This window comes from Streptomyces sp. NBC_00299 (assembly GCF_036173045.1).
In the GTDB taxonomy this organism is placed as follows: Bacteria; Actinomycetota; Actinomycetes; order Streptomycetales; family Streptomycetaceae; genus Streptomyces; species Streptomyces machairae.
Map to the genome: position 1 here is coordinate 8910556 of NZ_CP108039.1, position 22610 is coordinate 8933165.

At 70.3% G+C, this 22610-nt stretch carries 16 protein-coding genes; 9 read left to right on the plus strand and 7 right to left on the minus strand.

Annotated features, from left to right (window positions below):
• The 4 genes from OHT51_RS39595 to OHT51_RS39610 all read right to left on the minus strand — a co-directional run bounded on the left by OHT51_RS39595 (position 1) and on the right by OHT51_RS39610 (position 8168).
• Positions 1-2910 carry an ATP-binding protein gene (locus OHT51_RS39595; protein WP_328883733.1) on the minus strand — a complete coding sequence of 970 codons (2910 nt, stop codon included), beginning with the start codon at positions 2908-2910 and terminating at the stop codon, positions 1-3.
• A gap of 188 nt (positions 2911-3098) precedes the next feature.
• Positions 3099-4115, minus strand: coding sequence for a (-)-alpha-amorphene synthase (locus tag OHT51_RS39600; RefSeq protein ID WP_328883734.1), 1017 nt, complete (start codon positions 4113-4115; stop codon positions 3099-3101).
• Complete coding sequence (locus OHT51_RS39605; protein ID WP_328883735.1) at positions 4090-5364, minus strand: cytochrome P450; 1275 nt, start codon at positions 5362-5364, stop codon at positions 4090-4092. Before OHT51_RS39605 ends, OHT51_RS39600 begins: the two co-directional genes overlap by 26 nt.
• 368 nt (positions 5365-5732) lie before the next feature.
• Positions 5733-8168, minus strand: coding sequence for a penicillin acylase family protein (locus OHT51_RS39610; protein ID WP_328883736.1), 2436 nt, complete (start codon positions 8166-8168; stop codon positions 5733-5735).
• Positions 8169-8287: 119 nt separating this feature from the next.
• On the opposite strand from OHT51_RS39610, the gene OHT51_RS39615 reads away from it, so the two are divergent.
• Positions 8288-9787, plus strand: a complete 1500-nt coding sequence (locus OHT51_RS39615) for an acyl-CoA synthetase (RefSeq protein WP_328883737.1) — start codon at positions 8288-8290, stop codon at positions 9785-9787.
• 27 nt (positions 9788-9814) lie between these two features.
• Here OHT51_RS39615 and paaK read toward each other — a convergent pair whose 3' ends face one another.
• Entirely contained in the window at positions 9815-11110 is a 1296-nt protein-coding gene (paaK, locus tag OHT51_RS39620) for a phenylacetate--CoA ligase PaaK (protein ID WP_328883738.1), read from the minus strand.
• Positions 11111-11276: 166 nt separating this feature from the next.
• Here paaK and OHT51_RS39625 point away from each other — a divergent pair, with 166 nt between their 5' ends.
• Both OHT51_RS39625 and OHT51_RS39630 read left to right on the plus strand, forming a co-directional pair.
• The gene (locus OHT51_RS39625) at positions 11277-12140 is read left to right on the plus strand and encodes an alpha/beta fold hydrolase (protein WP_328884583.1); all 864 of its coding nucleotides are present in this window, start codon (positions 11277-11279) and stop codon (positions 12138-12140) included.
• A gap of 91 nt (positions 12141-12231) precedes the next feature.
• The gene (locus OHT51_RS39630; protein ID WP_328883739.1) at positions 12232-13194 is read left to right on the plus strand and encodes an ion transporter; all 963 of its coding nucleotides are present in this window, start codon (positions 12232-12234) and stop codon (positions 13192-13194) included.
• A 22-nt stretch (positions 13195-13216) separates the two neighbouring features.
• Here OHT51_RS39630 and OHT51_RS39635 read toward each other — a convergent pair whose 3' ends face one another.
• The gene (locus OHT51_RS39635) at positions 13217-14923 is read right to left on the minus strand and encodes a sulfatase (protein WP_328883740.1); all 1707 of its coding nucleotides are present in this window, start codon (positions 14921-14923) and stop codon (positions 13217-13219) included.
• 167 nt (positions 14924-15090) lie between these two features.
• Positions 15091-16719 (minus strand): acyl-CoA synthetase, encoded by a 1629-nt coding sequence (locus OHT51_RS39640; RefSeq protein WP_328883741.1) that lies wholly within the window; start codon positions 16717-16719, stop codon positions 15091-15093.
• A 178-nt stretch (positions 16720-16897) separates the two neighbouring features.
• Here OHT51_RS39640 and OHT51_RS39645 point away from each other — a divergent pair, with 178 nt between their 5' ends.
• The 6 genes from OHT51_RS39645 to OHT51_RS39670 all read left to right on the plus strand — a co-directional run bounded on the left by OHT51_RS39645 (position 16898) and on the right by OHT51_RS39670 (position 22468).
• Positions 16898-17698 carry a crotonase/enoyl-CoA hydratase family protein gene (locus OHT51_RS39645; RefSeq protein ID WP_328883742.1) on the plus strand — a complete coding sequence of 267 codons (801 nt, stop codon included), beginning with the start codon at positions 16898-16900 and terminating at the stop codon, positions 17696-17698.
• 176 nt (positions 17699-17874) lie between these two features.
• Positions 17875-18846: a Zn-ribbon domain-containing OB-fold protein gene (locus tag OHT51_RS39650; RefSeq protein WP_328883743.1), complete on the plus strand. Its 972-nt coding sequence runs from the start codon at positions 17875-17877 to the stop codon at positions 18844-18846.
• Complete coding sequence (locus tag OHT51_RS39655; RefSeq protein ID WP_328883744.1) at positions 18843-19892, plus strand: thiolase domain-containing protein; 1050 nt, start codon at positions 18843-18845, stop codon at positions 19890-19892. Before OHT51_RS39650 ends, OHT51_RS39655 begins: the two co-directional genes overlap by 4 nt.
• Entirely contained in the window at positions 19889-21055 is a 1167-nt protein-coding gene (locus tag OHT51_RS39660) for a thiolase domain-containing protein (protein ID WP_328883745.1), read from the plus strand. Before OHT51_RS39655 ends, OHT51_RS39660 begins: the two co-directional genes overlap by 4 nt.
• 83 nt (positions 21056-21138) lie before the next feature.
• Complete coding sequence (locus OHT51_RS39665) at positions 21139-21381, plus strand: DUF397 domain-containing protein (protein ID WP_328883746.1); 243 nt, start codon at positions 21139-21141, stop codon at positions 21379-21381.
• Between the two features lie 181 nt (positions 21382-21562).
• Positions 21563-22468 (plus strand): universal stress protein, encoded by a 906-nt coding sequence (locus OHT51_RS39670; RefSeq protein WP_328883747.1) that lies wholly within the window; start codon positions 21563-21565, stop codon positions 22466-22468.
• Positions 22469-22610 lie beyond the last annotated feature (142 nt).

Sequence of the window (22610 nt, forward strand, 5' to 3'; positions counted from 1 at the left end):
TCAAGGACGCATACGAGGCGGTGCCTCCAACGCCCTGGCGAGGCCTGCGGCGTCGGTGCCGATCTTGCGGTACACGCTGGACAGCAACTGCCGCACGCCTTGCTCGGTCAGGTGCATCTCCGTGGCGATCACCGTCACCGGGCGTCCCTCGGCGGCCAGTTCGGCCGTACGGTGCTCCCGCGCGGTGAGTGTGTCCGCCTGCACGTAGCGCAGGGGCAGCGGGCGCAGACCGGCCGTCGAGAGTTCCTCCCGCGCGCGGGCGGCGAGCCCGTCGGCTCGGCAGTGGACGGCGCCTTCCAGACCCTGGTAGAGCCGGTCGGCGGCCTCCTGGAGCTGCCCGTTGCGGGACAGCGCGGCGCCGTGGCCGACTTGGGCGCGCGCGAGTTCGTACGCGGCGGGAGACTGCTCCAGGTGGTCGATCGCCTCCGCGTACAGGTCGAGTGCGGCCGGCCCGCCGGTCACCTCGGCGAGGGTGTGCAGCGCCTGCCCGATGGTGGAGGAGGCGCCGAAGTCCCGGGCACGCTTGACGGCGTCCTGGGCGTGATGGATCGCCTCGTCCGGGGCGGTGGGGGCGAGCGCGGTCGCGAGCCGCAGCTGCCACGGGCACCAGGCCGGGTTGCGCCAGGCGCGTCCGTCCAGCCAGTCCCCCACCGCGGACAGCAGCGCCGCCGCTTCCGCGTGCCGTCCCTCCGCCAGGAGCAGTTCCGCGTACACGGTGCGCGGATCGGGATAGATGACGGCGTTCGGAGCCATCTCACCGAAGTGGTGGTCGTCGGCGAGCACGCGAGCCTCGCTGATCCGTCCACGGGCCAGCAGCGTCTGGATCAGGACGCTGACGCCGTACCACTGGGCGGCCACGACGCCGTCCACCTTGTCGGCGATGCGCAGGCCTTCCCGGACCAGGTCCTCGGCTTCGGCCAGACAACCCCGGTGGTACCGGACGTAGGCGGCGATGCTCTGGCCGAAGGCCAGGTGGGAGCCGTGCCAGCCCTTGCCCACGCACTCCGTGATCCCCTGCTGGAACAGCTCCTCGGCCCGTCGCGGCTGGTCGCCGTACATGAACACCAGGGCGACCGAGAGGGGTACCTCGAAGCCCCGGTTCTCATCGGTCCAGCTCATGCCGCCGCGCAGGGACTTCTCCGCGTAGGTGAGGGCGGTCCGGCGCGGTTCGCCGCGCAGGACGGCATCCCAGGCCCGCAGTCCCAGGATGTAGCGCTCCTCCAGGCTGCGGCCGGGCAGCTGCTCGGCCAGCCGCGCCAGCCTCCGGGACCGGGCGGGTGAGTCGGGATCGTCGGCGCGCATCGTGCTCCAGACGAACTGATCGGCCTGCATGCGCAGCTTGACCCGCGGATTCGTGGCCTTCCGGGCCTCCTCGGCGGCCACGGTCGCGGCCTCGTCCATCCGATCGGTGTGGGCGAGCGCCGTCGTCAGCCGATAGACGATGGAGGCGCGCAGGTCGGGGTCGACGTCCGGCTCCGCCAGCGCCTGGCGGAGATGCCGCACCGTGGCCGTGGGCTCGATCAGGAACGTGGCGCACGCGAGTTCGTGCAGGACCGCCGCGCGGTCCTCCGGGATCGGCGGCTCCTTCAGCGCACGGGTGAGCATACGCCGGGCGGCCTCGGTCGCCCCGGCGCCGAGGTACTCGCGAGCGGCCTTGCGCAGGCATTCCACCGTCTCGGGGTTGCCCTCGCAGGGCACCTCCAGCAGATGCCGGGCTGCGGCGGTGGGGCCGTATCCCGCGTTCAGTACGGCCTCCGCGGCCGCGTTGTGCAGACCGGCCCGGAACCCGGAGCGGATGGACCGGTAGATCGTCGTGGTGATCAGCGGGTGGACGAACTCGAGCTCGCCCTCGGGGCCGTGGCCGTCGGTGAGGATCCGGGCCGCGCGCAGCTTCTGGGTCGCCTCGGCGGCGGTCTCGTCGCCGAGTACCGCGATGCTCGCTGCGAGCTGTGGTGAGAAGGGCGACCCCAGCACGGCAGCGGAGTGCGCGAAGCGGACGGTCGCGGTGTCGAGGCCTTCCAGACGCTCGATCAGCCCCGGTCCCTTGATCGCGGCGGCCAGTTCACGCATCGCGGGCAGGTCGTGCTCACTGCCGCTGAGCTTCCGCTCGGCCAGGCCGATGGCGAGCTCCACCGTCTCGAAGGGGCTCCCCCCGGTGGCCGACCAGCATTCCTTGCAGAACACGTCCTCGGCTCTCTCACCGACTTGGCTCCTGATGATCTGTGCCACGCCGTCGGCGGTGAGGCATGCGAGGTCGTGGGGGCGGTCGGCGTGATGTCCGACGAGCGTACGGAGTTCGCCCGCTTCGGACGGCAGTTCGTCGGGCCGGTAGGCGACCACGATCAGCAGAGGGAGGTCATCGACCCGTGACGCGAAGGAATCGAGCCAGCTCAGGGACTCGACGTCCGCCCAGTGCAGGTCGTCCAGGAGCAGGACGACGGGTGCCTTCTTGATGGTGAGGCACGTCATGACCCAGTCGAGGCCTTCGCGGACCCCGGTCGGATCCGGTGCGGGGGCGGGGCCCCTCGCTTCGAGCCCGAGCACGGCGGCCATGACGTCGTACCAGCTTCCCAGAAAGGAGCGGAGTTCTGCTCCGTCCATCCTCGCCAGCGCGGGCTGCACGAGCTGGCGCACCACGCGGAACGCCGAACCCTGTTCCTTCTCCCCGCCCCTGCCCGACAGCACGGTGAAGCCCGATGCCAGGGCGCGCTCACGTGCCTGCGTGATGAGTGCTGTCTTGCCCAGTCCGGCCGGCCCGCTGAAGGCGAGCAGCCCCCTGTGCCTGGCTTGCGGCCCACCGTCCGTGGTGCGTCGCAGTTCCTTGAACGCGGCGTCGAGGGCTTGAAGTTCCCGTCGGCGCTCGATCAACGTCCGTTGTTCCGTGATCGGGTGCCGAGGCTCCATCGCCATGTGCCGTACCGCCTTCTGTCGTTCGGCTCGGAGGAGCCGAGCGTACGCCTCGCCGAGGTGTGGCAGTACGAATTGGGCACCATAGGGTGAATCGTGAATTGGTAGGTGGGAGAACGCCCGCCCGCTGGGTAGTGGACTCGGATGGACGTCTCCCGGGTGGAGTACCGGCGGGAGCTCGACAGGGTCGATTACGGCACGGCGGGCACCGACGTCACATCCGCGTAGCGAGGCACGGTGCGGGCCCAGTCGTAGCACCCGCGGATCCAGCCGATCATGCCCTCCACATAGCCGATGCCCGTGGGGCTCAGCACCGGTTTGATCCCGGCACGGAGCCTTTCGAACTGCTCGATCGTGCTGTTGATCTCCTCGATGGTCAGGAGCACGGCGGCCGGCAGGGAGCACCGTCGTTCGCGCTGGTGGGCGAGGGCAAGGTTGATCATTTCGCCCGAGTGCTGCTCTTTCACCGCGGAGAACAGGTCGGCCGTCCACACCGCCACGTCGGCAGACAGCCGGCTCAGTCGCCGCACGACGGGATGATGCACCTCGGCGTCGCTCAGTTCGCTCGCTCGGGCGCCCTCGTACAGCGGGTAGAACGGCTCGACGCCCGCAGTCAGCGACCGTATGGAGGTGCAGTCGCCGGTGCGCAGGACAAGGGGCTGGGTCTGGGCCACGGCTTCGTACAACAGGCCGTGCACGTATTCACAGCTCTGCCAGGCCCATCGCGCGGCCTGCGCGGGTGAGCACTGTTCCCGGACCTGGCGGTGGAGATCGGTCAGGGCGGCTCCGAGGCGACTGCTGGGCGGTCGCCCGTCCCGCAGAATCGCGACACTCTCGCACAGCATGGGCAGCAGCCTGCCCGGAGAGCTTCGGCCCAGGTCCTCGGCGAGGTCGTCGAAGACGAACTGATAGGCGATCTGCTGGGCCACAATCTGAAGGACGCCGGAATCCACGGTGGGGCTGGTGTAGCTCGCGAGTTCGGCGGGGCGAGTGCTGGCGATCATCACCGCCACATCCGGTTCGTCCGTCAGCCCCCATACCCGCAGCCATGTGTCGACCACGGCCGCGGCCTCGGCTTCATGAGGGTTCCGCCGGAACGGATATGGCATGCGGAGGTTGGTGTCGATCAGGTCCCGGAGATTGGAGGCCGGCATTCCGTCCGGTACGGCCAGCGTGATTTCCTCATGCGTTGTCGACAACGTGGTCACCTGCCGTTCGGGGTTCGCAGACCATGACCAGTGAACGCGGTCCCATCGTGATCCCGGGGCGCTGTTTCCGTTCGGTGCGGTCCGGCAGATGACGCAGGCGCCGGCGGCCGGCGATGGTCGCGAGCGCGAGGGTGGCCTCCACCATCGCGAACTCGTCACCGAGACATTTGCGGCTGCCCGCGGAGAACGGCATCATCGCGCGACGTTGTTCGGCGTTGGGCTGCCCCGGCAACCAGCGGTCGGGATCGAAACGCTCGGGTTCCGGGAACGACGAGGGATCGTGGTGCAGCAGGTGGGGGCTGTACAGGACGGTGGCGCCCTTGGGCAGGCGGCGTCCGCCGAGTTCCGTGTCCTTGGTGGCGACGCGCGTGAACAGCCAACCGGGCGACGAGTGGCGCAGCGTTTCGGAGACGACGCACCGGGTGTAGACGAGGTGCGGCAGATCCTCGGCACGGGGCCGCCGGCCCTCGGCGAGGAGGGAGTCGAGCTCGGCGTGCAGACGTTGCTCCGCCTCCGGATTGCGGGCCAGCAGACTGAAGGCGCCGGCCAGGGCGAGCGCCTGGGTTTCGACGCCCGTCAGCAGCAGCGTGATCAGGTGATCGTGTACCTCCTGATCGGTGATCGCCGCCGTCGGTCCGTCGCCGTTCGCGGCCTTCAACAGCGTGCCCAGCACGTCGTCGTGGTCGGCTCCCCGGCGACGCTCCGCTATCGACGCGTCGATGATCTCGTGCAGGCGCGAGAGCGCGCGCCGATAGCGGCGGTTGGCGGGGGTGGGGAGGCGGAACAGGGCGTCGATCGGTACGACCGTGCGGACGAAGAGGCCGCGGACGACCGCCGTGAGACAGTCCCGCACCTCGGCGGTCGTCCCGTCGTCCAGGGAGTCGGAGAGGAGGACACGGCTGGTCACCCGTGTCGTGAGCGCCATCATCGCCTCGGTGACAGGGATGTCCTGACCGTCGGGCCATGCGCGGCACACCGCCTCGGCCTCCTCGGTCACCAGGTCCGTGTACTCGGCGACGTGCGAAGGGCGGAAGGCGGGCTGCAACAGCCTGCGCTTTTCCCGATGTGTCGGCTGTCGGCAGGTGACGAGGCCGTCGCCCATCAGCTTCCCGAGCCTGTCGTAGAGCGGGCCCCCCTTGTCGAAGGTGTGCGGATCCTTGAGCATCTCGTGGACCAGCTCGGGGTGGCACACCATCCAGGCACGCTGGGGGCCCAGCCCTATCTCGACCAGATCCCCGTACGAGGGCAAAGAATTCAGAAACGCAAGCGGTCGGCGGAACAACGGGATACCGTGACCGAGGACGGGGAATATGCCTGGAGCAGTACCTGTTCGCCATACTCGCTCCTGTGCGGGAACAACACGGCTCATGAATACCTCCTGCCTGACGCGGCACGCGGAATCGCTGAACGTGCAACGGACTTGATACTTGAGACAAGTCCTGCCCAGTCCGAGCGGTGTTCGGTTTCCCGAAACCTTTCTCCAAAGGGGCGCACAGGAGCACAGCGAGGCAAAAGAAGCACTCGGCGAAATGGTCGTTTGTGAATCGTGCATCGACGGCCGTGCTCATCCGTCACTCAAATGTGGTCCCGCCCCAGACGGGACGGGACCACAGTCGCTCAGCGTTCGCGCACGCGGACAACCTTCAGGACAGGCGACGACAGGATGTCCTTCTCACAGAACCGCGCCGTCACCCACCTCTCACCCGAGAACAACCGCGTCTGATCCCGGAAGTGGGCCGAGTTCGGGTTCGACGACTGGGAGTACGTCAGCAGCGTGCGGGCCACCGGACAGCGGCTGTTGTCCCAGCCCACCGCCTGGATGTGGCTGGAGCCGGTCGTCACCTCGGTGTAGCCGCCCTGCGCAGCGTTCCACACCGGCTCGATCTTGTTCCACACACCGAGTCCTTCGGTGCCGCCCGGAAGGGGGATGCGCTGACCGTTGCGTACGACGAACTGGTGCTCTCCGAGGCGGGAGTCGAGAGCGATGCCCGCCGCCCGCAGTTCGGCGACCGCGTCCGCGAGGGCCGTGGCGAAACCGGGAGCCCCGGTGTTGAGGGTGTTCGGGGTGCGCACCGGGTCCGCCGGTGAGAACGGCACCTTCCACCGCTGCGCGGCCGGCACCTTCGCCGTCAGCTTCCGCCAGAACCGGTCGAAGAGCAGGGCACCCCGGCTGCCGGTGTCCATGGTGCGGTCCCACGCCGCGAGCACCGGACAGGCCTCGGCGACGTCAACCGCCCTGCCGTCGCTGCCCGTTGCCGTACCGCCCGGCAGCGCGGCACACGCCTTCGCCGTGTCGGTCGCGGCCAGGGCGGCTGCCGGCACCCGGTTCCTGAACTGTTGGCGCTCCAGATCCCGGACGGTCAGACCGCCCCGCTCCGCCATCGCCGCCACGTCCTCGACCGCACCGCGGGTGCGCAGGGAGCGCTGTGTGCCGATGGTGCCGAAGACCCGCTCGTAGCCGGTGAGCGGCCGGTCGGCATTGGCCAGCCAGGCGCTGTCGTTGGAGTTCTCCGCGTACGGCGCGTCCTTCAGCGTCGGCATGCGGGCGGGCCCGAAGATACCGGCCTGGACGGCGTCGGCGTCCCTGCCGAGCGCGCAGTCGCCGCGGGAGCCGTCGAGGACCGCGAGCCCCGCGGCCGGGTAGGTGGCCTTTCCGAGGTCCGTGGAGCACCGCGCCGCCAGGTCGTCGGTGATACGGGGCAGTACCTGCGACTGGGTGTAGAGGGAGTGCCCCGAGCGGTCCGCTGCGATGGTGTTCACCCACGGGAGCCCCTGGTGCCGGGCGAGGGTCGCCAGCACGTCGGCCGTACTGCGCGCCTTGCTGAAGCCGAGCGAGGTGTCGGCGAACCGCATGTTGGCCGCGTTCGGGTCGTTGAGCGCGTACGCCGTCGTCGCCGTCCAGGGCAGCGGGAGGTCACCGTCGGCGGACGCGACCACCGGGCCGTACCGCGTCCACCACTGGGTGCGGCTCACAGGCGCACCGCCCTTGACCGCTACGGTCACCGTCCGCTTCTTCATCCGCTCGGCCTTGCCGTCCACGAGGTAGACCGTGGGGTCGGCCGGATCCAGCGTCAGCCTGTGCAGATTGAACGGGACACCCGTCGCGACGGTGTGGCTCCACGCCACATGGGAGTTGTAGCCGATGGAGATCGCCGGCGACCCGAGCAGCGACCCGCCGGCGACGTCGAGGTCGCCCGGAATCGTCTGCTGCGCCTGCCAGAAGCGGCGTCCACCGTGCCACGGGTAGTGCGGGTTGCCCAGCAGCAGACCGCGCCCGTTGGCCGTGGTGTCACCTTGGAAGGCGACCGCATTCGACCCCATGTCCGCGTCGCCGGTCCGCTCGCGCACGGCCCGGATCAGGGCCGCGGCGTCCGGGCTCGTCCCGATGCCCTTGCGGCGGGCGGCCGGACCGGTAGGCGGCCGGGCCGAGGTGATGTCGTCCACGGCGCCGCCCTGGCCACCGAGCACCGCGAAGGCGTAGGAGCGGGCGGCCACGTCCAGCGGGGTGATCGGCCGCACCCAGGCGGCGCCCTTGCACGCGGGGTCGGTGATCCTGTTCTGCTTCAGCCAGGTGTTGTACCCGGCGGCGAAGCCGCGCATGAGGTCCTTGACCTGCCGGCTCGGGCCGCGCGGCGCGGGTTCGGCGAGCAGCTTCTCCACCGTGCGGGCCTGACGTACGCCACGGAAGTACAGGTCGCTGGAGAGGTTCGTGGTGGCCGAGGACAGTGAAAAGTCGGTCGCCGCGTCCGGGCCGAAGAAGCGCGAACGCTCGCCGCGCACGGTCACGAACCCGTCGGCGAGCGTGCACACCTGATCGGCGGCCTGCGCCCAACCGGTGCCGAAGCCCATGGACCTGTAGTCCTTGGCGACTATGTGCGGAATGCCGTACTCGGTATAGCGGATTTGGGCGGACAGACCGCCGTGCGAGAGCTGTTCGTGCCGGTTGTGCCGATCCTGCGGGTCCTGCCGGTCGGACGCGGCCGCGGGCAGCCCGGCCACGGTGGCGAGCAGGGCGACGGCCGCGACGACGAGCCGTCTGGGGCGGTTGCGCATGGTGCCTCCCAACGTCATTGAGGGAAGGAGCCGTTGAGCGTACCAACGGGTATGTGTGCCCGGTCAGTGTCGGGCATCCTTCTTGACCCGTCCCTTCGACGCACCGAGGATCATGTGTCATGACGCCAGGACACGGCAGCACGGTTGACGGAGTGCTGCGCCGCAGCGCCCGACGCACCCCGGCCCGCGTCGCGGTCGAGGACCGCGAGCGTGCGTGGACGTACCAGGAACTCGACGAAGCCGTCTCCCGCGCGGCGAGCGTCCTGCTCGACCAGGACCTCACCCCCGGCGACCGGGTGGCCGCCTACGGCCACAACTCGAGCGCGTATCTGATCGCCTTCCTGGCGTGCGCCCGCGCCGGCCTCGTGCACGTCCCCGTCAACCAGAACCTCACCGGCGACGATCTCGCCTACATCGTCCGTCAGTCCGGCAGCTCCCTGGTCCTCGCCGACCCCGGCCTGGCCGGACGGCTTCCCGACGGCGTCCGTACCATGCCGCTGCGCGACGCCGACGACTCACTGCTGGCACGGCAGGCCACGGCGGCCGTCCACGTCGGCCCGGAGCCGCGCAGCGAGGACCTGGTCCAGCTGCTCTACACCTCGGGTACGACGGCCCTCCCGAAGGGCGCGATGATGACCCACCGCGCCCTGGTCCACGAGTACCTGAGCGCGATCACCGCCCTCGACCTGAGCCCCGGCGACCGTCCCGTCCACTCGCTGCCGCTGTACCACTCGGCGCAGATGCACGTGTTCCTCATGCCGTACCTGGCGGTCGGTGCCACCAACATCATTCTGGAGTCGCCCGACGGCGACCGGCTCTTCGACCTGATCGAGGACGGCCGCGCCGACAGCCTGTTCGCCCCGCCCACGGTGTGGATCGGTCTCGCGGGCCGTCCCGACTTCGCGACCCGCGACCTCGACGGACTGCGCAAGGCGTACTACGGCGCCTCGATCATGCCCGTGCCGGTCCTGGAGCGGCTGCGTGAACGATGGCCGAAGCTGGCCTTCTACAACTGCTTCGGGCAGAGCGAGATCGGCCCGCTGGCCACGGTGCTGGCCCCCGATGAGCACAAGGGCCGGATGGACTCCTGCGGCCGAACCGTCCTCTTCGTGGACGCCCGGGTGGTCGACGAAAACGGCGCGGACGTGCCCGACGGCACCTCCGGCGAGATCGTCTACCGCTCCCCGCAGTTGTGCGAGGGCTACTGGGACAAGCCCGAGGAGACCGCGGAGGCATTCCGGGACGGATGGTTCCGCTCCGGGGACCTCGCGGTGCGCGACGCGCACGGGTACTTCACGATCGTCGACCGGGTGAAGGACGTCATCAACTCCGGTGGCGTACTGGTCGCTTCACGTGAGGTCGAGGACGCCCTGTACACCCACGAGGGCGTCGCCGAGGTCGCCGTGATCGGCCTGCCCGACGAGCGGTGGATCGAGGCCGTCACGGCGGTCGTCGTCCCGCGCGGCGAGGTGAGCGACACCGAACTGATCGACCACGCGCGCGAGAAGCTCGCCCACTTCAAGGCGCCGAAGAGGGTGGTGTTCGTGGACGGACTGCCGCGCAACGCCAGCGGGAAGATCCTCAAGCGGGAGCTGCGGGACCGGTTCGCCGAAGACTGACCTCGCCGGGACCGATCCCGTCGGAGCCTAGCGGGGACGCAGGTCCTGGATGCGCCGGATCTTGCCCACGGAGCGTTCCAGCGACTCCGGTTCGACGATCTCCACGGCGACCGACACCCCGATGCCGTCCTTCACGGCGGCCGCGATGGCCCGTGCGGCGGCGTCCCGGGTCTCGGGGGACGCGTCGGGGCGGGCTTCCGCCCGAACGGTCAGGGCGTCGAGCCGGCCCTCACGGGTGAGCCGCAGCTGGAAGTGAGGTGCCACCCCCGGCGTCCGGAGCACGATCTCCTCGATCTGGGTGGGGAAGAGATTGACCCCGCGCAGGATGACCATGTCGTCGCTGCGCCCGGTGATCTTCTCCATCCGCCGGAACACCCGGGCGGTCCCCGGCAGCAGCCGCGTCAAGTCCCGGGTGCGGTACCGGATGACGGGCATGGCCTCCTTGGTGAGGGAGGTGAACACCAGCTCGCCCTCCTCCCCGTCGGGCAGCACCTCACCCGTGATCGGGTCGACGATCTCGGGGTAGAAGTGGTCCTCCCACACATGCAGCCCGTCCTTGGTCTCCACGCACTCCTGCGCGACTCCGGGCCCCATGACCTCCGACAGCCCGTATATGTCCACGGCGTCGATCGCGAACCGCTCCTCGATCTCGCGACGCATCTGCTCGGTCCAGGGTTCGGCCCCGAAGATGCCCACCCGCAGGGAGGTCCCGCGCGGGTCGACGCCCTGCCGTTCGAACTCGTCGAGGAGGGTGAGCATGTACGACGGCGTCACCATGATGATCTCGGGCTTGAGGTCCTGGATCAGCTGGACCTGGCGGGCGGTCATGCCGCCGGACGCGGGGATGACCGTACAGCCCAGCCGTTCGGCACCGTAGTGTGCGCCGAGCCCGCCGGTGAACAGCCCATAGCCGTACGCCACATGCACCTTGTCCCCGGGCCGGCCGCCCGCCGCCCGGATGGACCGGGCCACCATGTCGGCCCACACGGAAAGGTCGCCGCCCGTGTAACCGACAACCGTGGGCCGGCCGGTCGTGCCGCTGGAGGCGTGGATGCGGCGGATCTGCTCCTGCGGCACGGCGAACATCCCGTACGGGTAGTTCTCGCGCAGGTCGGCCTTGGTCGTGAACGGGAAGTGCGCGAGATCGGCGAGCGAACGGCAGTCGTCGGGCCGTAGGCCCGCCTTGTCGAAGGCGTCCCGGTAGAAGGGCACGTTGTCGTACGCGTGCCGCAGCGAGGTCCGCAACCGCTCCAGCTGCAACGCCCGCAACTCCTCCGGCGCGAGCCGTTCCCCCGAGTCCTGCAGCTCCGTCGCATCCGCCATGGGGACTTCTCCCTCGCCAACCGCGCCAATTCGGGCGACCGATCATTCGGTCCGGGTGTTCGAGATCAGTAATCCAGGCGTGGATTGATCAGGCAAGGGGGCGGGCCGCACTTTCTGCGCGTCGGGCCTGTTGCCGTGAAGGCAGCCGATGACCAAGATCAGAGCCATGCCGACCTTCACCTCCGCCGACGGAACCGAGATCGCCTACCACCTGCGAGGAGAAGGCGAACCGCTCGTCGTGCTGCCCGGCGGGCCGATGCGGGCCTCCGCCTATCTGGGCGACCTGGGTGGACTGGCCGCGCATCGGCAGCTGGTCCTGCTCGACCTGCGGGGCACAGGGCACTCCGCGGTGCCGGTGGATCCGGCCACCTACCGCTGCGACCACTTGGTGGACGACGTCGAGACGTTGCGCGCCCACATGGGGCTGGACCATATGAATGTGCTCGGGCACTCGGCGGGCGGGAGCCTGGCCATGCTGTACGCCGCCCGCCATCCGGAGCGCGTGGCGCGGCTGGCGCTGGTGACCGCCACGCCGTGGGCGCTGGGGATGCCGGCCGCTGCCGAGGAACGGCTGGTCGCCGCCCGGTCGAGGCAGGGCGAGCCGTGGTTCGCGGAGGCGTTCCCGGCGTTCGAGGCATGGCTGGCGGGGACGGGCGACTTCGACCCCGTGTTCGCGCCCTTCTTCTACGGTCGCTGGGACGACGTGGCCAAGGAGCACGACGCGCGCGGCGATCACGAGTCCAACGACGAGGCCGCCGACATCTACGGTTCCGACGGGGCCTACGACCCGCCCACGACCATCTCCCGGCTCGCCCGACTCACCGCCCCGGTCCTCGTCCTCGCCGGGGCGTTGGACGGCGGCCCGAGTCCGGACCTCGCGCGCCGCACCGCCGACGTCTTTCCGAACGCCGAGTGCGTCGTGCAGCCCGGTGCCGGGCACTACCCGTGGCTGGACGACGCGGAGTGGTTCGTACGGTGTGTCGTCGCCTTCCTGGAGAAGGCGGGGCCTCCGCACCCGCGAGCAGGCTGAGTTCGGCCGGCGCCGACGGTTCGGACCCGGTCGCCGACCCGGAGGCACAGGGCGGGCATACCAGGCCGCCCGCCGGAGCAGATTCAGCACGATGACCGACCACCTTCACAACCGCACACCCCACGCACCCCGACCCGCCCGCCTGGTGCTGGCGGAATGGGCCCGCGCCGTCACGGAGGCCCGCTGGTTCGCCCTCACCGTGCTCGGCGTGATCCTGGCCAACGCGGCACTGCTGGGCGCGGAGACGTATCGCGGTCTGGTCGGCGACTGGCACCACTGGCTGAGCTACGCCGAACCCGCCTGCCTCGCCGCCTTCACCGCCGAGATCGCGCTGCGTGCCTGCGCACACGCCGACCGGCCCCGGGACTTCCTCCGCGACCCGTGGAACCTGTTCGACCTGGCCGTCGTCGTCTGCGCGTTCGTGCCGCTCGTCCGCGAGAACACCACCGTCCTGCGGCTGCTGCGACTCGCCCGCGTCCTGCGCACCGCCCGCTTTCTGCCCCAACTGCGCATCGTCATGGTCGCGGTCGCCCGCAGCCTGCCCGGTACGGTCAGCTTTCTGCTGGTGGGCGCGCTGTTGCTGTACGTCTACGCCATGGTGGGCTGGGTGTTCTACGGCCTCCAGGACCCCGAGCAGTACGGCTCGATCGGCCGCGCCGTCCTCACCCTCTTCCTGCTGATGACGCTCGACGGCCTCGGCGAAGCGGTGCACGCAGGCTTGGAGATATCACCCTGGAGCGTCCTCTACTACGCCTCCTACGTCCTGATCGCGTCCTTCGTGCTGGTCAACGTCCTCATCGGCGTCGTCATCAGCTCCCTGGAGGAGGCCCGCGAGCTGGAGGAGGAACGGGAACAGCGCCACAGGGGCCCTGTCACGCACGAGACGGGCCGGCCCGGGACCGATCAGGCGGGACTCGGTGGACGCGACCAGGAGATCCGGGCCCGCATCGCCGTCGCCCGACGCGCCCTCGACGACCTCGAAGCGAACCTTCGCGGCCATGCCGTGCGCCGTCCCCGAGGGGCGGAGGGCAGTGCGCCCCGACGCTCGGCATGACCCGATCCGACCCGAGTCGTCCTTACTTCGCGTGCGGCCCGTACGCCGTCATGAAGCGGTCCCGGAACTTGTCCATGCCCCATGTCGGAGCGTTCTGCGCGGGCTTGAGGCCGTCCGTCCAGTTCCAGTTGGCGATCTTGTCGAGGACCTTCGGGTCGCGGGCGACGATCGTGACCGGGACGTCCTTGCTGGTGCTGCCGGCGGTGACGGTCGGCACGGGCTGGTGGTCGCCGAGGAAGACGAGGACCGTGTCGTCGGTGCCGTAGCGCTCGACCCATTCGGTGAGGCTGTGGATCGAGTACTCGATGGCGCGGCGGTACTCGGTGCGGACGCGCTCGGGGTCCTTCCAGACCTCCTTGGGGTCCGTGCCCTCCTTCTTGATCCCGTGGAACACCGAGCCGTCGCCGAGGTCGTCCCAGTCGATCATGCGGGCGATGGGGGACCAGGGGTTGTGGCTGGAGGCGAGGATGATCTCCGCCATGATCGGCTCGCGGTCCTTCTTGCCGTGCTCCAGTCGCTGGAAGGCCTCCAGGCTGAACTGGTCGGGCACGGGCGTCCAGCTGAAGTACGGGCCCTGGTAGCCGAGGTGCTCGGAGTCGTAGATGTGGTCGAGGGCGAAGAACTTGCCCTCGGGCCACGCCCGACGCACACCGGGCACGACTCCGACCGTGCGCCAGGCGCCGGTCTTGCGGAAGTAGCTGCCGAGCGTCGCGCGGTCGCTGGTCGTCAGACTCCGGTACCGCTGCTGGTTCTTGATCCACAGGCCGGACAGGAAGGTGGAGTGGGCCAGCCAGCTGCCCGCACCCGTCACCGGGGACTTCAGCCAGGCGCTGCGCGACTGGAATCCCGCCGCCTTGAGCGACGTCGTGCCCTCCTTGAGCACGGCGTCGATCTGCGGCGCCATCGCCGGATCGTCGATCGCGACACGGCCGTAGCTCTCGATGAACGTGAACAGGACGTCCTTGCCGCGCAACCCCGTGAGCAGCTGGTCCGGCGGCGTCTTCGCGAAGGCGTCCACGGCCGCCTGCTTCTGGAAGACCCGCCCGTCCCTGAGGCCCGCGCGCACCTGCTCGACCCGGTTGTTGAGGAACTCGGCGTTACCCTTGGTGGCGAGCGGCACGCCGGTGACCTGGATGCCCAGCGTCATGCAGGTGATCCACGCGGTACCGAGGATCAGCGTCGTGCGGGCGGCGACGGCACGGTTGCCGACCATGAGGTTCGTCACCCGCACCATGGCGAGCGTCATGAGGACCAGCACGGCGACGATCAGGACGAGCACGCCGACCACCGCCAGCACCTGCCCGGTCCGGCCGAAGGACTCCCGGACGAACTCCGCCGCGTCGTCGAGCAGGATCCAGTCCAGGACCAGGTCGAAGGGGCGGGCCAGTACCTGGTAGAAGCCCATGTCGACGAACTTCAGGACGGTGAGCAGCCCGAGCAGCGCCCCCGAGACCACCGCAATCAGCCGCCGTGACCGGGGCGGAAGCGCCAGCAGCAGCCCCGCCAGCAGGATCCCTTCCGCAGGGAGCCGGAAGAACGCCTCGGGGCCGAGCCGTTCGAGGCGGTTCGGCACCAGGAGCGCGAACAGCAGCAGCGCCCCGGCGAGAACGGTCGTACCCACGGTGACGCCGCGTGCCGTACGGGGGTAGCGGCGGCGCCAGCCGAACCAGCCGGGGGAGGAGGAGTCGGGCGGCTCTGCGGGGCTGCTCGCCTCGGCGGGCTCGGCCACGGCCGAGTCCTCCGACTCTCGTGTTACTTCCTCTGTTGCCTCCTGCGACACCCGGAGGTCCTCCCGTGCGGTCTTGCGATGGCATGGCAAACAGCGCCCGATGAACGAGCCTGCCACCACGAGTACGTCCGCACGTCACCTTAGGTTCAATCGGACCTGCCCGGAATTCATCCGTCCGCTGCCGCCGCCACCTCGCGCGCCCACCGGTAGTCCGCCTTGCCGCTGGGCGAGCGCCGGATGGAGTCCGCGATCACCAGCTGACGGGGGATCTTGTAACCCGCGAGGTGGGAGCGGCAGTGCGTCTGGATGTCCGCCAGCGACGGCTGTACCGCCCCCGCCCGCAACTGCACGACGGCCGCCACGTGGTGCCCCCACCTCGGGTCCGCCACCCCGGCCACCAGGGCGTCGTACACGTCGGGGTGGGACTTGAGCGCCTGCTCGACCTCCTCCGGGTACACCTTCTCGCCCCCGGTGTTGATGCACTGCGAGCCGCGGCCGAGCACCGTGACGACGCCCTCCGCGTCGACCGTGGCCATGTCGCCGAGCAGCACCCACCGCTCGCCGTCCTTCTCGAAGAAGGTCTCGGCGGTCTTCCCCGGGTCGTTGTAGTAGCCGAGCGGCACGTGACCGCACTGCGCGACCCGGCCCACCTCGCCCACGGCCACCGGCTCGTGGGTCGCCGGATCGACCACCTGCGTACGGGAGTTGACCCGGATGCGGAAGCCGCGCGCGGGGCCGGAGTCCTCGGTCGCCGTACCGTTGAAGCCGGATTCCGAGGAGCCGAAGTTGTTCAGCAGCATCACGTTCGGGACCAGCTCCTGGAACTGCCGGCGCACCGTGTCCGACATGATCGCCCCGGACGACGACACGCTGAACATCGACGAGCAGTCCGTGCCCTTCATCGGCCCGTTCAGTGCGTCGACCAGCGGCCGCAGCATCGCGTCGCCGACCAGCGACACGCTCGTGACCTTCTCCTGCTCGATCGTCCGCAGAACCTCCTCCGGGACGAACTTGCGGTGGATCACGATGCGCTGGCCGAAGTTGAAGCCGATGAAGGCGGTCAGCGTGGACGTCCCGTGCATCAGCGGGGCGGTCGGGAAGAAGGTGATCCCGTCGCCGCCGGCCGCCACGCGCTGGGCGACTTCCTCCGGCTTCTTCACCGGCTCGCCGGTCGGCGCGCCCCCGCCCAGGCCTGAGAAGAACAGATCCTCCTGGCGCCACATCACGCCCTTGGGCATCCCGGTGGTGCCGCCGGTGTAGATGATGAACTGGTCGTCTCCCGACCGCGCCGGGAACCCGCGCTCCGGCGACCCGGCGGCCTCGGCGTCCGTGAAGGACACGGCGGGCACGACCCGCGCCTTGGCGGCAGCCGGGCTCACGCTGCCCACTCGCACCAGATGCCGTAGCCCGTCCACGCGCGGCAGTGCCGCCGCCACCCGGTCCGTGAACTCCGCCTCGAAGACCAGGGCCACCAGATCGGCGTCCCGGTAGAGGTACACCAACTCCTCTTCGACATAGCGGTAGTTGACGTTGACCGGAACGATCCGCGCCTTCAGGCAGCCCAACACCGTCTGCAGATACTCGATGCCGTTGTAGAGGTGAAGCCCGAGGTGTTCGCCGGGGCGGATCCCGCTGTCGATCAGATGGTGCGCGATCCGGTTGGCAGCCGCGTCCAGCTGCGCGTAGGTCAGCCGGCGCTCCAGGCCCGTGCCCGGGTGGTCGATGTACACGAGCGCCTCGCGGCCTGGTACCGCGTCGACGACCGACTCGAACAGGTCGGCAATGTTGTACTCCACCGCTCCTCCTGACCTCGGCCACGGCCTGGCTCTCCAACGGTTCGCCGGTCATCAGAGCAAAGGGCGGCACAACTGTGAAGCCTCTGCGCAAAAGAATCTGACTGTCTGTCAGAAAACCCTTGAAGTGCCTCCGCGCCTACTGCAACCTGTTCTCGTTCTTTCAGAGGGGAGACTGGTCATGGCTGGGACGGAACACCTCGCCGTGCGGCGCGAGGGCGCCACACTGGTGCTCACGCTCAACAGGCCCGAGGCGAAGAACGCGCTCTCGCTGCCGATGCTGGTCGGCCTCCACGACGGCTGGGCCGAGGCCGACGCGGACGACTCGATCCGCTCGATCGTGTTCACGGGAGCCGGCGGCACTTTCTGCGCGGGCATGGATCTCAAGGCCCTGGCCGGGAACGGCATGGCGGGCGAGCAGTACCGCGACCGGCTCAAAGCCGATCCCGACCTGCACTGGAAGGCGATGCTCCGCCACCACCGGCCGCGCAAGCCGGTGATCGCGGCGGTCGAGGGGTACTGCGTGGCGGGCGGCACCGAGATGCTCCAGGGCACGGACATCCGGGTCGCGGGCGAGTCGGCCACGTTCGGACTGTTCGAGGTGAAGCGCGGTCTGTTCCCGATCGGCGGCTCCACGGTCCGCCTGCCACGCCAGATCCCGCGCACCCACGCCCTGGAGATGCTGCTCACCGGCCGCCCGTACAGCGCCCGCGAGGCCGCCGGCATCGGCCTGATCGGGCACGTCGTCCCCGACAGCACGGCACTCGCCAAGGCCCTGGAGATCGCCGAACAGATCAACGCCTGCGGCCCGCTGGCCGTCGAGGCCGTCAAGGCGTCGGTCTACGAGACGGCCGACATGACCGAGTCCGACGGTCTCGCCGCCGAACTCAAGCGCGGCTGGCCGGTCTTCGACACAGCGGACGCCAAGGAGGGCGCCCGCGCCTTCGCGGAGAAGCGGCCACCCGTCTACAAGCGCGAGTAGCGCTGCGCCGGCCAGGGCCGGTTCACAAGCTGCGTGCCGTCCGTGGCTGGTCGCGCCCACGCGGCGGAGCCGCACATGTCACAGCCCCGCGCCCCTTCGGGGCGCGACTCGCCAACGCCGCCCATGTACCGCCCGGCCGCCACACGAGCCCCGGTCCCGAAGGAGGCAAGCCCGCGATGCCCGAAGTGCTCAAAGCTCCACTCGTCGTAGAGTTTCCATTCACCCGCTCCGTCGGCCCCGTCCAGAGCGCCTTCCTCACCGGCCTGCGCGAACGCGTCGTGCTGGGGGTGCGGACCAGCGACGGCCGCACGCTCGTACCACCCGTCGAGTACGACCCCGTCACCGCCGAGGAGCTCCGCGACCTGGTCGAAGTCGCCCCCACCGGCACGGTCACCACCTGGGCCTGGAACCACGCCCCCCGCCGTGACCAGCCCCTCGACACGCCCTTCGCCTGGGCCCTGGTCCGACTCGACGGCGCCGACACCGCCCTCCTGCACGCCCTCGACGCCCCCGGCCCGGACGCCGTCCACACCGGCATGCGCGTCCGCGTCCGCTGGGCCGGGGAACGCACCGGCGCCATCACGGACATCGCCTGCTTCGAGCCGTACGACGACTCCCCGAAGGACAGCGGCCCGGACGACGGCAGCTCCGCCGAACCGGCGCACCACACCGGCCGGTTCGAGGACCCGATCACCGGCATCGTCGCCGCCGCCCGCCTCGACTACACCTACTCACCCGGCCGCGCCCAGACCGCCTACATCAACGCCCTGGCCGAACGACGCAACGTCGGCGAACGCTGCCCGTCCTGCCGCAAGGTGTACGTCCCGCCGAGGGGTGCGTGCCCCACATGTGGCGTGGCCACACTGGAACAGGTCGAAGTCGGTCCGAGCGGCACAGTCACCACGTTCTGCATCGTCAACATCAAGGCGAAGAACCTCGACATCGAAGTGCCGTACGTCTACGCCCACATCGCCCTCGACGGCGCCGACCTCGCCCTGCACGCCCGTATCGGCGGCATCCCCTACGACCAGGTGCGCATGGGCCTGCGGGTGGAACCGGTGTGGACTCAGGGCTCCCGCTTCCCCGACCACTACCGGCCCACGGGCGAGCCCGACGCGGACTACGACACCTACAGGGAGCTGCTGTGAACCGCGAGATCGCCGTCGTCGCCTTCGCGCAGACCGACCACCGGCGCACCAGCGAGGAGCTCTCCGAGGTGGAGATGCTCATGCCCGTCCTGCACGAGGTGCTCGCACAGACCGGCCTGAAGACCGCCGACATCGGCTTCACCTGCTCCGGCTCCAGCGACTACCTCGCCGGCCGCGCCTTCTCCTTCACCCTCGCCCTCGACGGCGTCGGCGCCTGGCCGCCGATCTCCGAGTCGCACGTCGAGATGGACGGCGCCTGGGCGCTGTACGAGGCGTGGACGAAACTGCTGACGGGAGACGCAGACACGGCACTCGTCTACTCCTACGGCAAGTCCTCACCGGGCCCGCTCCGCGACGTCCTCACCCGCCAGCTCGACCCTTACTACGTCGCCCCCCTCTGGCCCGACTCCGTCGCCCTGGCCGCCCTCCAGGCCCAGGCCCTCATCGACGCCGGCGACACCGACGAACCCGCGCTGGCCGCCGTCGCCGCCCGCAGCCGCACGGACGCGAGCGCCAACTCCCATGCCCAGCTGCGGGGTTCGGTACCGCACGGGGGGTACGTCGTACGACCGCTCCGTACCGGCGACTGCCCGCCCATCGGTGACGGCGCCGCCGCGGTGATCCTCGCGGCGGGGGAGCGGGCCCGTGAACTGTGCGACAGGCCAGCCTGGATCCGCGGCATCGACCACCGCATCGAGGCGCACAGCCTGGGCGTCCGGGACCTGACCGACTCGCCCTCGGCCCGCCTCGCCGCCGAGCGGGCCGGCGCGTTCGAACGGCCCGTCGACACCGCCGAGTTGCACGCGGCCTTCACCTCCCAGGAGATCGTCCTGCGCAAGGCGCTCAAGCTCGACGACGGCGTGCGGGTCAACCCGTCCGGCGGGGCGCTCGCGGCCAACCCCGTGATGGCCGCCGGACTCATCCGCATCGGAGAGGCCGCCGCCCGCGTCCACCGGGGCGAGTCCGACCGGGCGCTCGCGCACGCCACGTCCGGTCCCTGTCTGCAACAGAACCTGGTCGCCGTACTCGAAGGGGATCCGCGATGAGCAAGGAGCCCGTGGCCGTCGTAGGCATCGGCCAGACCAAGCACGTCGCGGCACGCCGGGACGTGTCGATCGCCGGGCTCGTCCGGGAAGCGGCCCGAAGCGCCCTCGACGACGCCGAGTTGACCTGGGCCGACATCGACGCCGTCGTCATCGGCAAGGCGCCCGACTTCTTCGAGGGCGTCATGATGCCGGAGCTGTATCTCGCCGACGCGCTCGGCGCGGTGGGCAAGCCCATGCTGCGGGTGCACACCGCCGGCTCGGTCGGCGGATCCACGGCGCTGGTCGCCGCCAACCTGGTCGCGGCCCGCGTGCACGGCACCGTACTGACGCTCGCGTTCGAGAAGCAGTCCGAGTCGAACGCCATGTGGGGCCTGTCCCTGCCGATCCCCTTCCAGCAGCCCCTGCTCGCCGGGGCGGGCGGCTTCTTCGCCCCGCACGTGCGCGCGTACATGCGGCGCAGCGGCGCGCCCGACACGGTCGGCTCGCTGGTGGCGTACAAGGACCGGCGCAACGCGCTGAAGAACCCTTACGCCCACCTGCACGAGCACGACATCACCCTGGAGAAGGTCCAGGCCTCGCCCATGCTGTGGGACCCCATCCGCTACTCGGAGACCTGCCCCTCCTCCGACGGCGCCTGCGCGATGATCCTCACCGACCGCGCCGGAGCCGCCCGCGCCCCCCGGCCGCCCGCCTGGATGCTCGGCGGCGCGATGCGCAGTGAGCCCACCCTCTTCGCCGGCAAGGACGCGGTGTCGCCGCGGGCCGGAAAGGACTGCGCGGCCGACGTCTACCGGCAGGCGGGGATCGCCGATCCACGCCGAGACATCGACGCCGCCGAGATCTACGTGCCGTTCTCCTGGTACGAGCCCATGTGGCTGGAGAACCTCGGTTTCGCCGCGGAGGGCGAGGGCTGGAAGCTCACCGAGTCCGGCGTGACCGAGCTGGACGGCGACCTGCCCGTCAACATGTCGGGCGGCGTCCTGTCCACCAACCCCATCGGCGCCTCCGGCATGATCCGGTTCGCGGAGGCGGCCCTCCAGGTGCGCGGGCAGGCCGGAGAACACCAGGTGGAGCGGGCCAGGAGGGTCCTCGGGCACGCCTACGGCGGTGGGTCCCAGTTCTTCTCGATGTGGCTCGTGGGAGCGGAACCCCCTACCTCCTGAAAGGTCCCCCTCACGTGGCCTGTCGGCACCCGGAACCGATCGCTAGGCTGGCCCGCGGACGACGAATCGGGAGGAGCACGGACGTGGCCGAGAGCACCATCCAGCAGCAGCTGATCACGGGCTGGGACAAGCCGGAGCTGGACCTCGCAGACGCCGATTGGCACTCGAGCAGCCGTGGCCTGGGGGATGTCCAGATCGCCTTTGTCGAGGGGTTCATCGCGATGCGCAACAGCGGCCGCCCGGAGAGCCCTTCCCTGATCTTCACACCCGCCGAGTGGGGTGCCTTCGTGTCGGGCGCGAGGGAGGGCGAGTTCGACCTGACCTGACACCGTGGACGCAGGCGAGCCGACGGGCGGTCGCCCCGCACGTCGGCCGCCTTCGGGCCGATCCGGGGGTGTTCCGCCCGTTTTTCCGGACACGCGACCTTGAGAACGCCTTACGGGCCGAAGCCTGAGCCAGGCTGGCCCCGGAAGGGGGAACGGTCGTATTTCCGGAGGTGAGGAACCCATGAGCACCCTGCCGGTCATCGCGGCGGTCGACGGCTCGGACGACAGCCTGGTCGCACTGGACTGGGCCTTCGAGGCCGCCCTGGTGCGCGAGGCGCCGCTGCGGGTGGTCCACGTGCAGCAGTACGCCGCCTGGGCTCAGCCCGTCGCGCTGCCCACCGGGCGACCGGATCCGGAGGATGATCCGGTTCTCGAGCGGGTACGCCGGTATCTGGAGGGGAGAGCCGAGCGGCCGGCGACGGAGTTCCTCGCCCTCGGGGGCGCTCCCGCCGCGATGCTTGCCGAACTGGGCTCCACCGCCCAGCTGTTGGTGCTCGGCAGCCGGGGGCGCGGCGGCTTCGCCAGCCTGCTGCTCGGCTCCAACGGCATGGCCGCCGCACGCGATGCCGGATGCCCTGTGGTCGTGGTACCCAAGCCGGGACGCGAGGTCCACGACGACATGCCGATCGAGCCGGGCCCGCGTGTTGTCGTCGGTCTTCAGGTCGACAGCCCCGACGACACCACCCTGGACTTCGCCTTCACCGAGGCCGCCCTGCGCGGCGCCCGGCTCCAGGTCATCGCCGCCTACAGCTGGCCGCTGCACGTCTGGACGGCGGCCACCACCCAGATCGTGCCGCCGTCCGAGGACCAGGACGCCGTCGAGGCCGAGACCCGCACCCTCGCCGAGGGCATCCTCGCCCCGCACCGCGAGCGCCACCCCGAGGTCCACGCCCCGCTCCACATCGCCCCGGGCGACGCGGCCGGCCGGCTCGTCTCGGCGTCCAGAGACGCGGACCTGGTGGTCGTGGGCCGCCACCGACGCCGCCTCCTGGCCCCCGCCCCCATGATCGGCTCGGTGACCCACGCCGTCCTCCTGCACACCGCGAGCCCGGTCGCGGTCGTACCGCCCGCCCCACCGGAGGAGTGAGCCCCGGGGCCCGTCACGCCGCGCCGAACCAGGCCTCGGCCGGGGTGCCCAACTCCCGCGCCCGCGCTGCTGCAGCATGATCGGGACCGGAGGTTCCCGCTGCCGGACGGCGACGGTACGTCGCGGTGTCCGGCGACGCGAG

Excerpts from the sequence above, each read along its gene's own strand:
- OHT51_RS39595 (WP_328883733.1), bottom strand. The coding sequence starts at position 2,910 with ATGGCGATGGAGCCTCGGCACCCGATCACGGAACAACGGACGTTGATC.
- OHT51_RS39610 (WP_328883736.1), bottom strand. The coding sequence starts at position 8,168 with ATGCGCAACCGCCCCAGACGGCTCGTCGTCGCGGCCGTCGCCCTGCTC.
- OHT51_RS39615 (WP_328883737.1), top strand. The coding sequence starts at position 8,288 with ATGACGCCAGGACACGGCAGCACGGTTGACGGAGTGCTGCGCCGCAGC.
- paaK (WP_328883738.1), bottom strand. The coding sequence starts at position 11,110 with ATGGCGGATGCGACGGAGCTGCAGGACTCGGGGGAACGGCTCGCGCCG.
- OHT51_RS39625 (WP_328884583.1), top strand. The coding sequence starts at position 11,277 with ATGCCGACCTTCACCTCCGCCGACGGAACCGAGATCGCCTACCACCTG.
- OHT51_RS39630 (WP_328883739.1), top strand. The coding sequence starts at position 12,232 with ATGACCGACCACCTTCACAACCGCACACCCCACGCACCCCGACCCGCC.
- OHT51_RS39645 (WP_328883742.1), top strand. The coding sequence starts at position 16,898 with ATGGCTGGGACGGAACACCTCGCCGTGCGGCGCGAGGGCGCCACACTG.
- OHT51_RS39650 (WP_328883743.1), top strand. The coding sequence starts at position 17,875 with ATGCCCGAAGTGCTCAAAGCTCCACTCGTCGTAGAGTTTCCATTCACC.
- OHT51_RS39660 (WP_328883745.1), top strand. The coding sequence starts at position 19,889 with ATGAGCAAGGAGCCCGTGGCCGTCGTAGGCATCGGCCAGACCAAGCAC.
- OHT51_RS39670 (WP_328883747.1), top strand. The coding sequence starts at position 21,563 with ATGAGCACCCTGCCGGTCATCGCGGCGGTCGACGGCTCGGACGACAGC.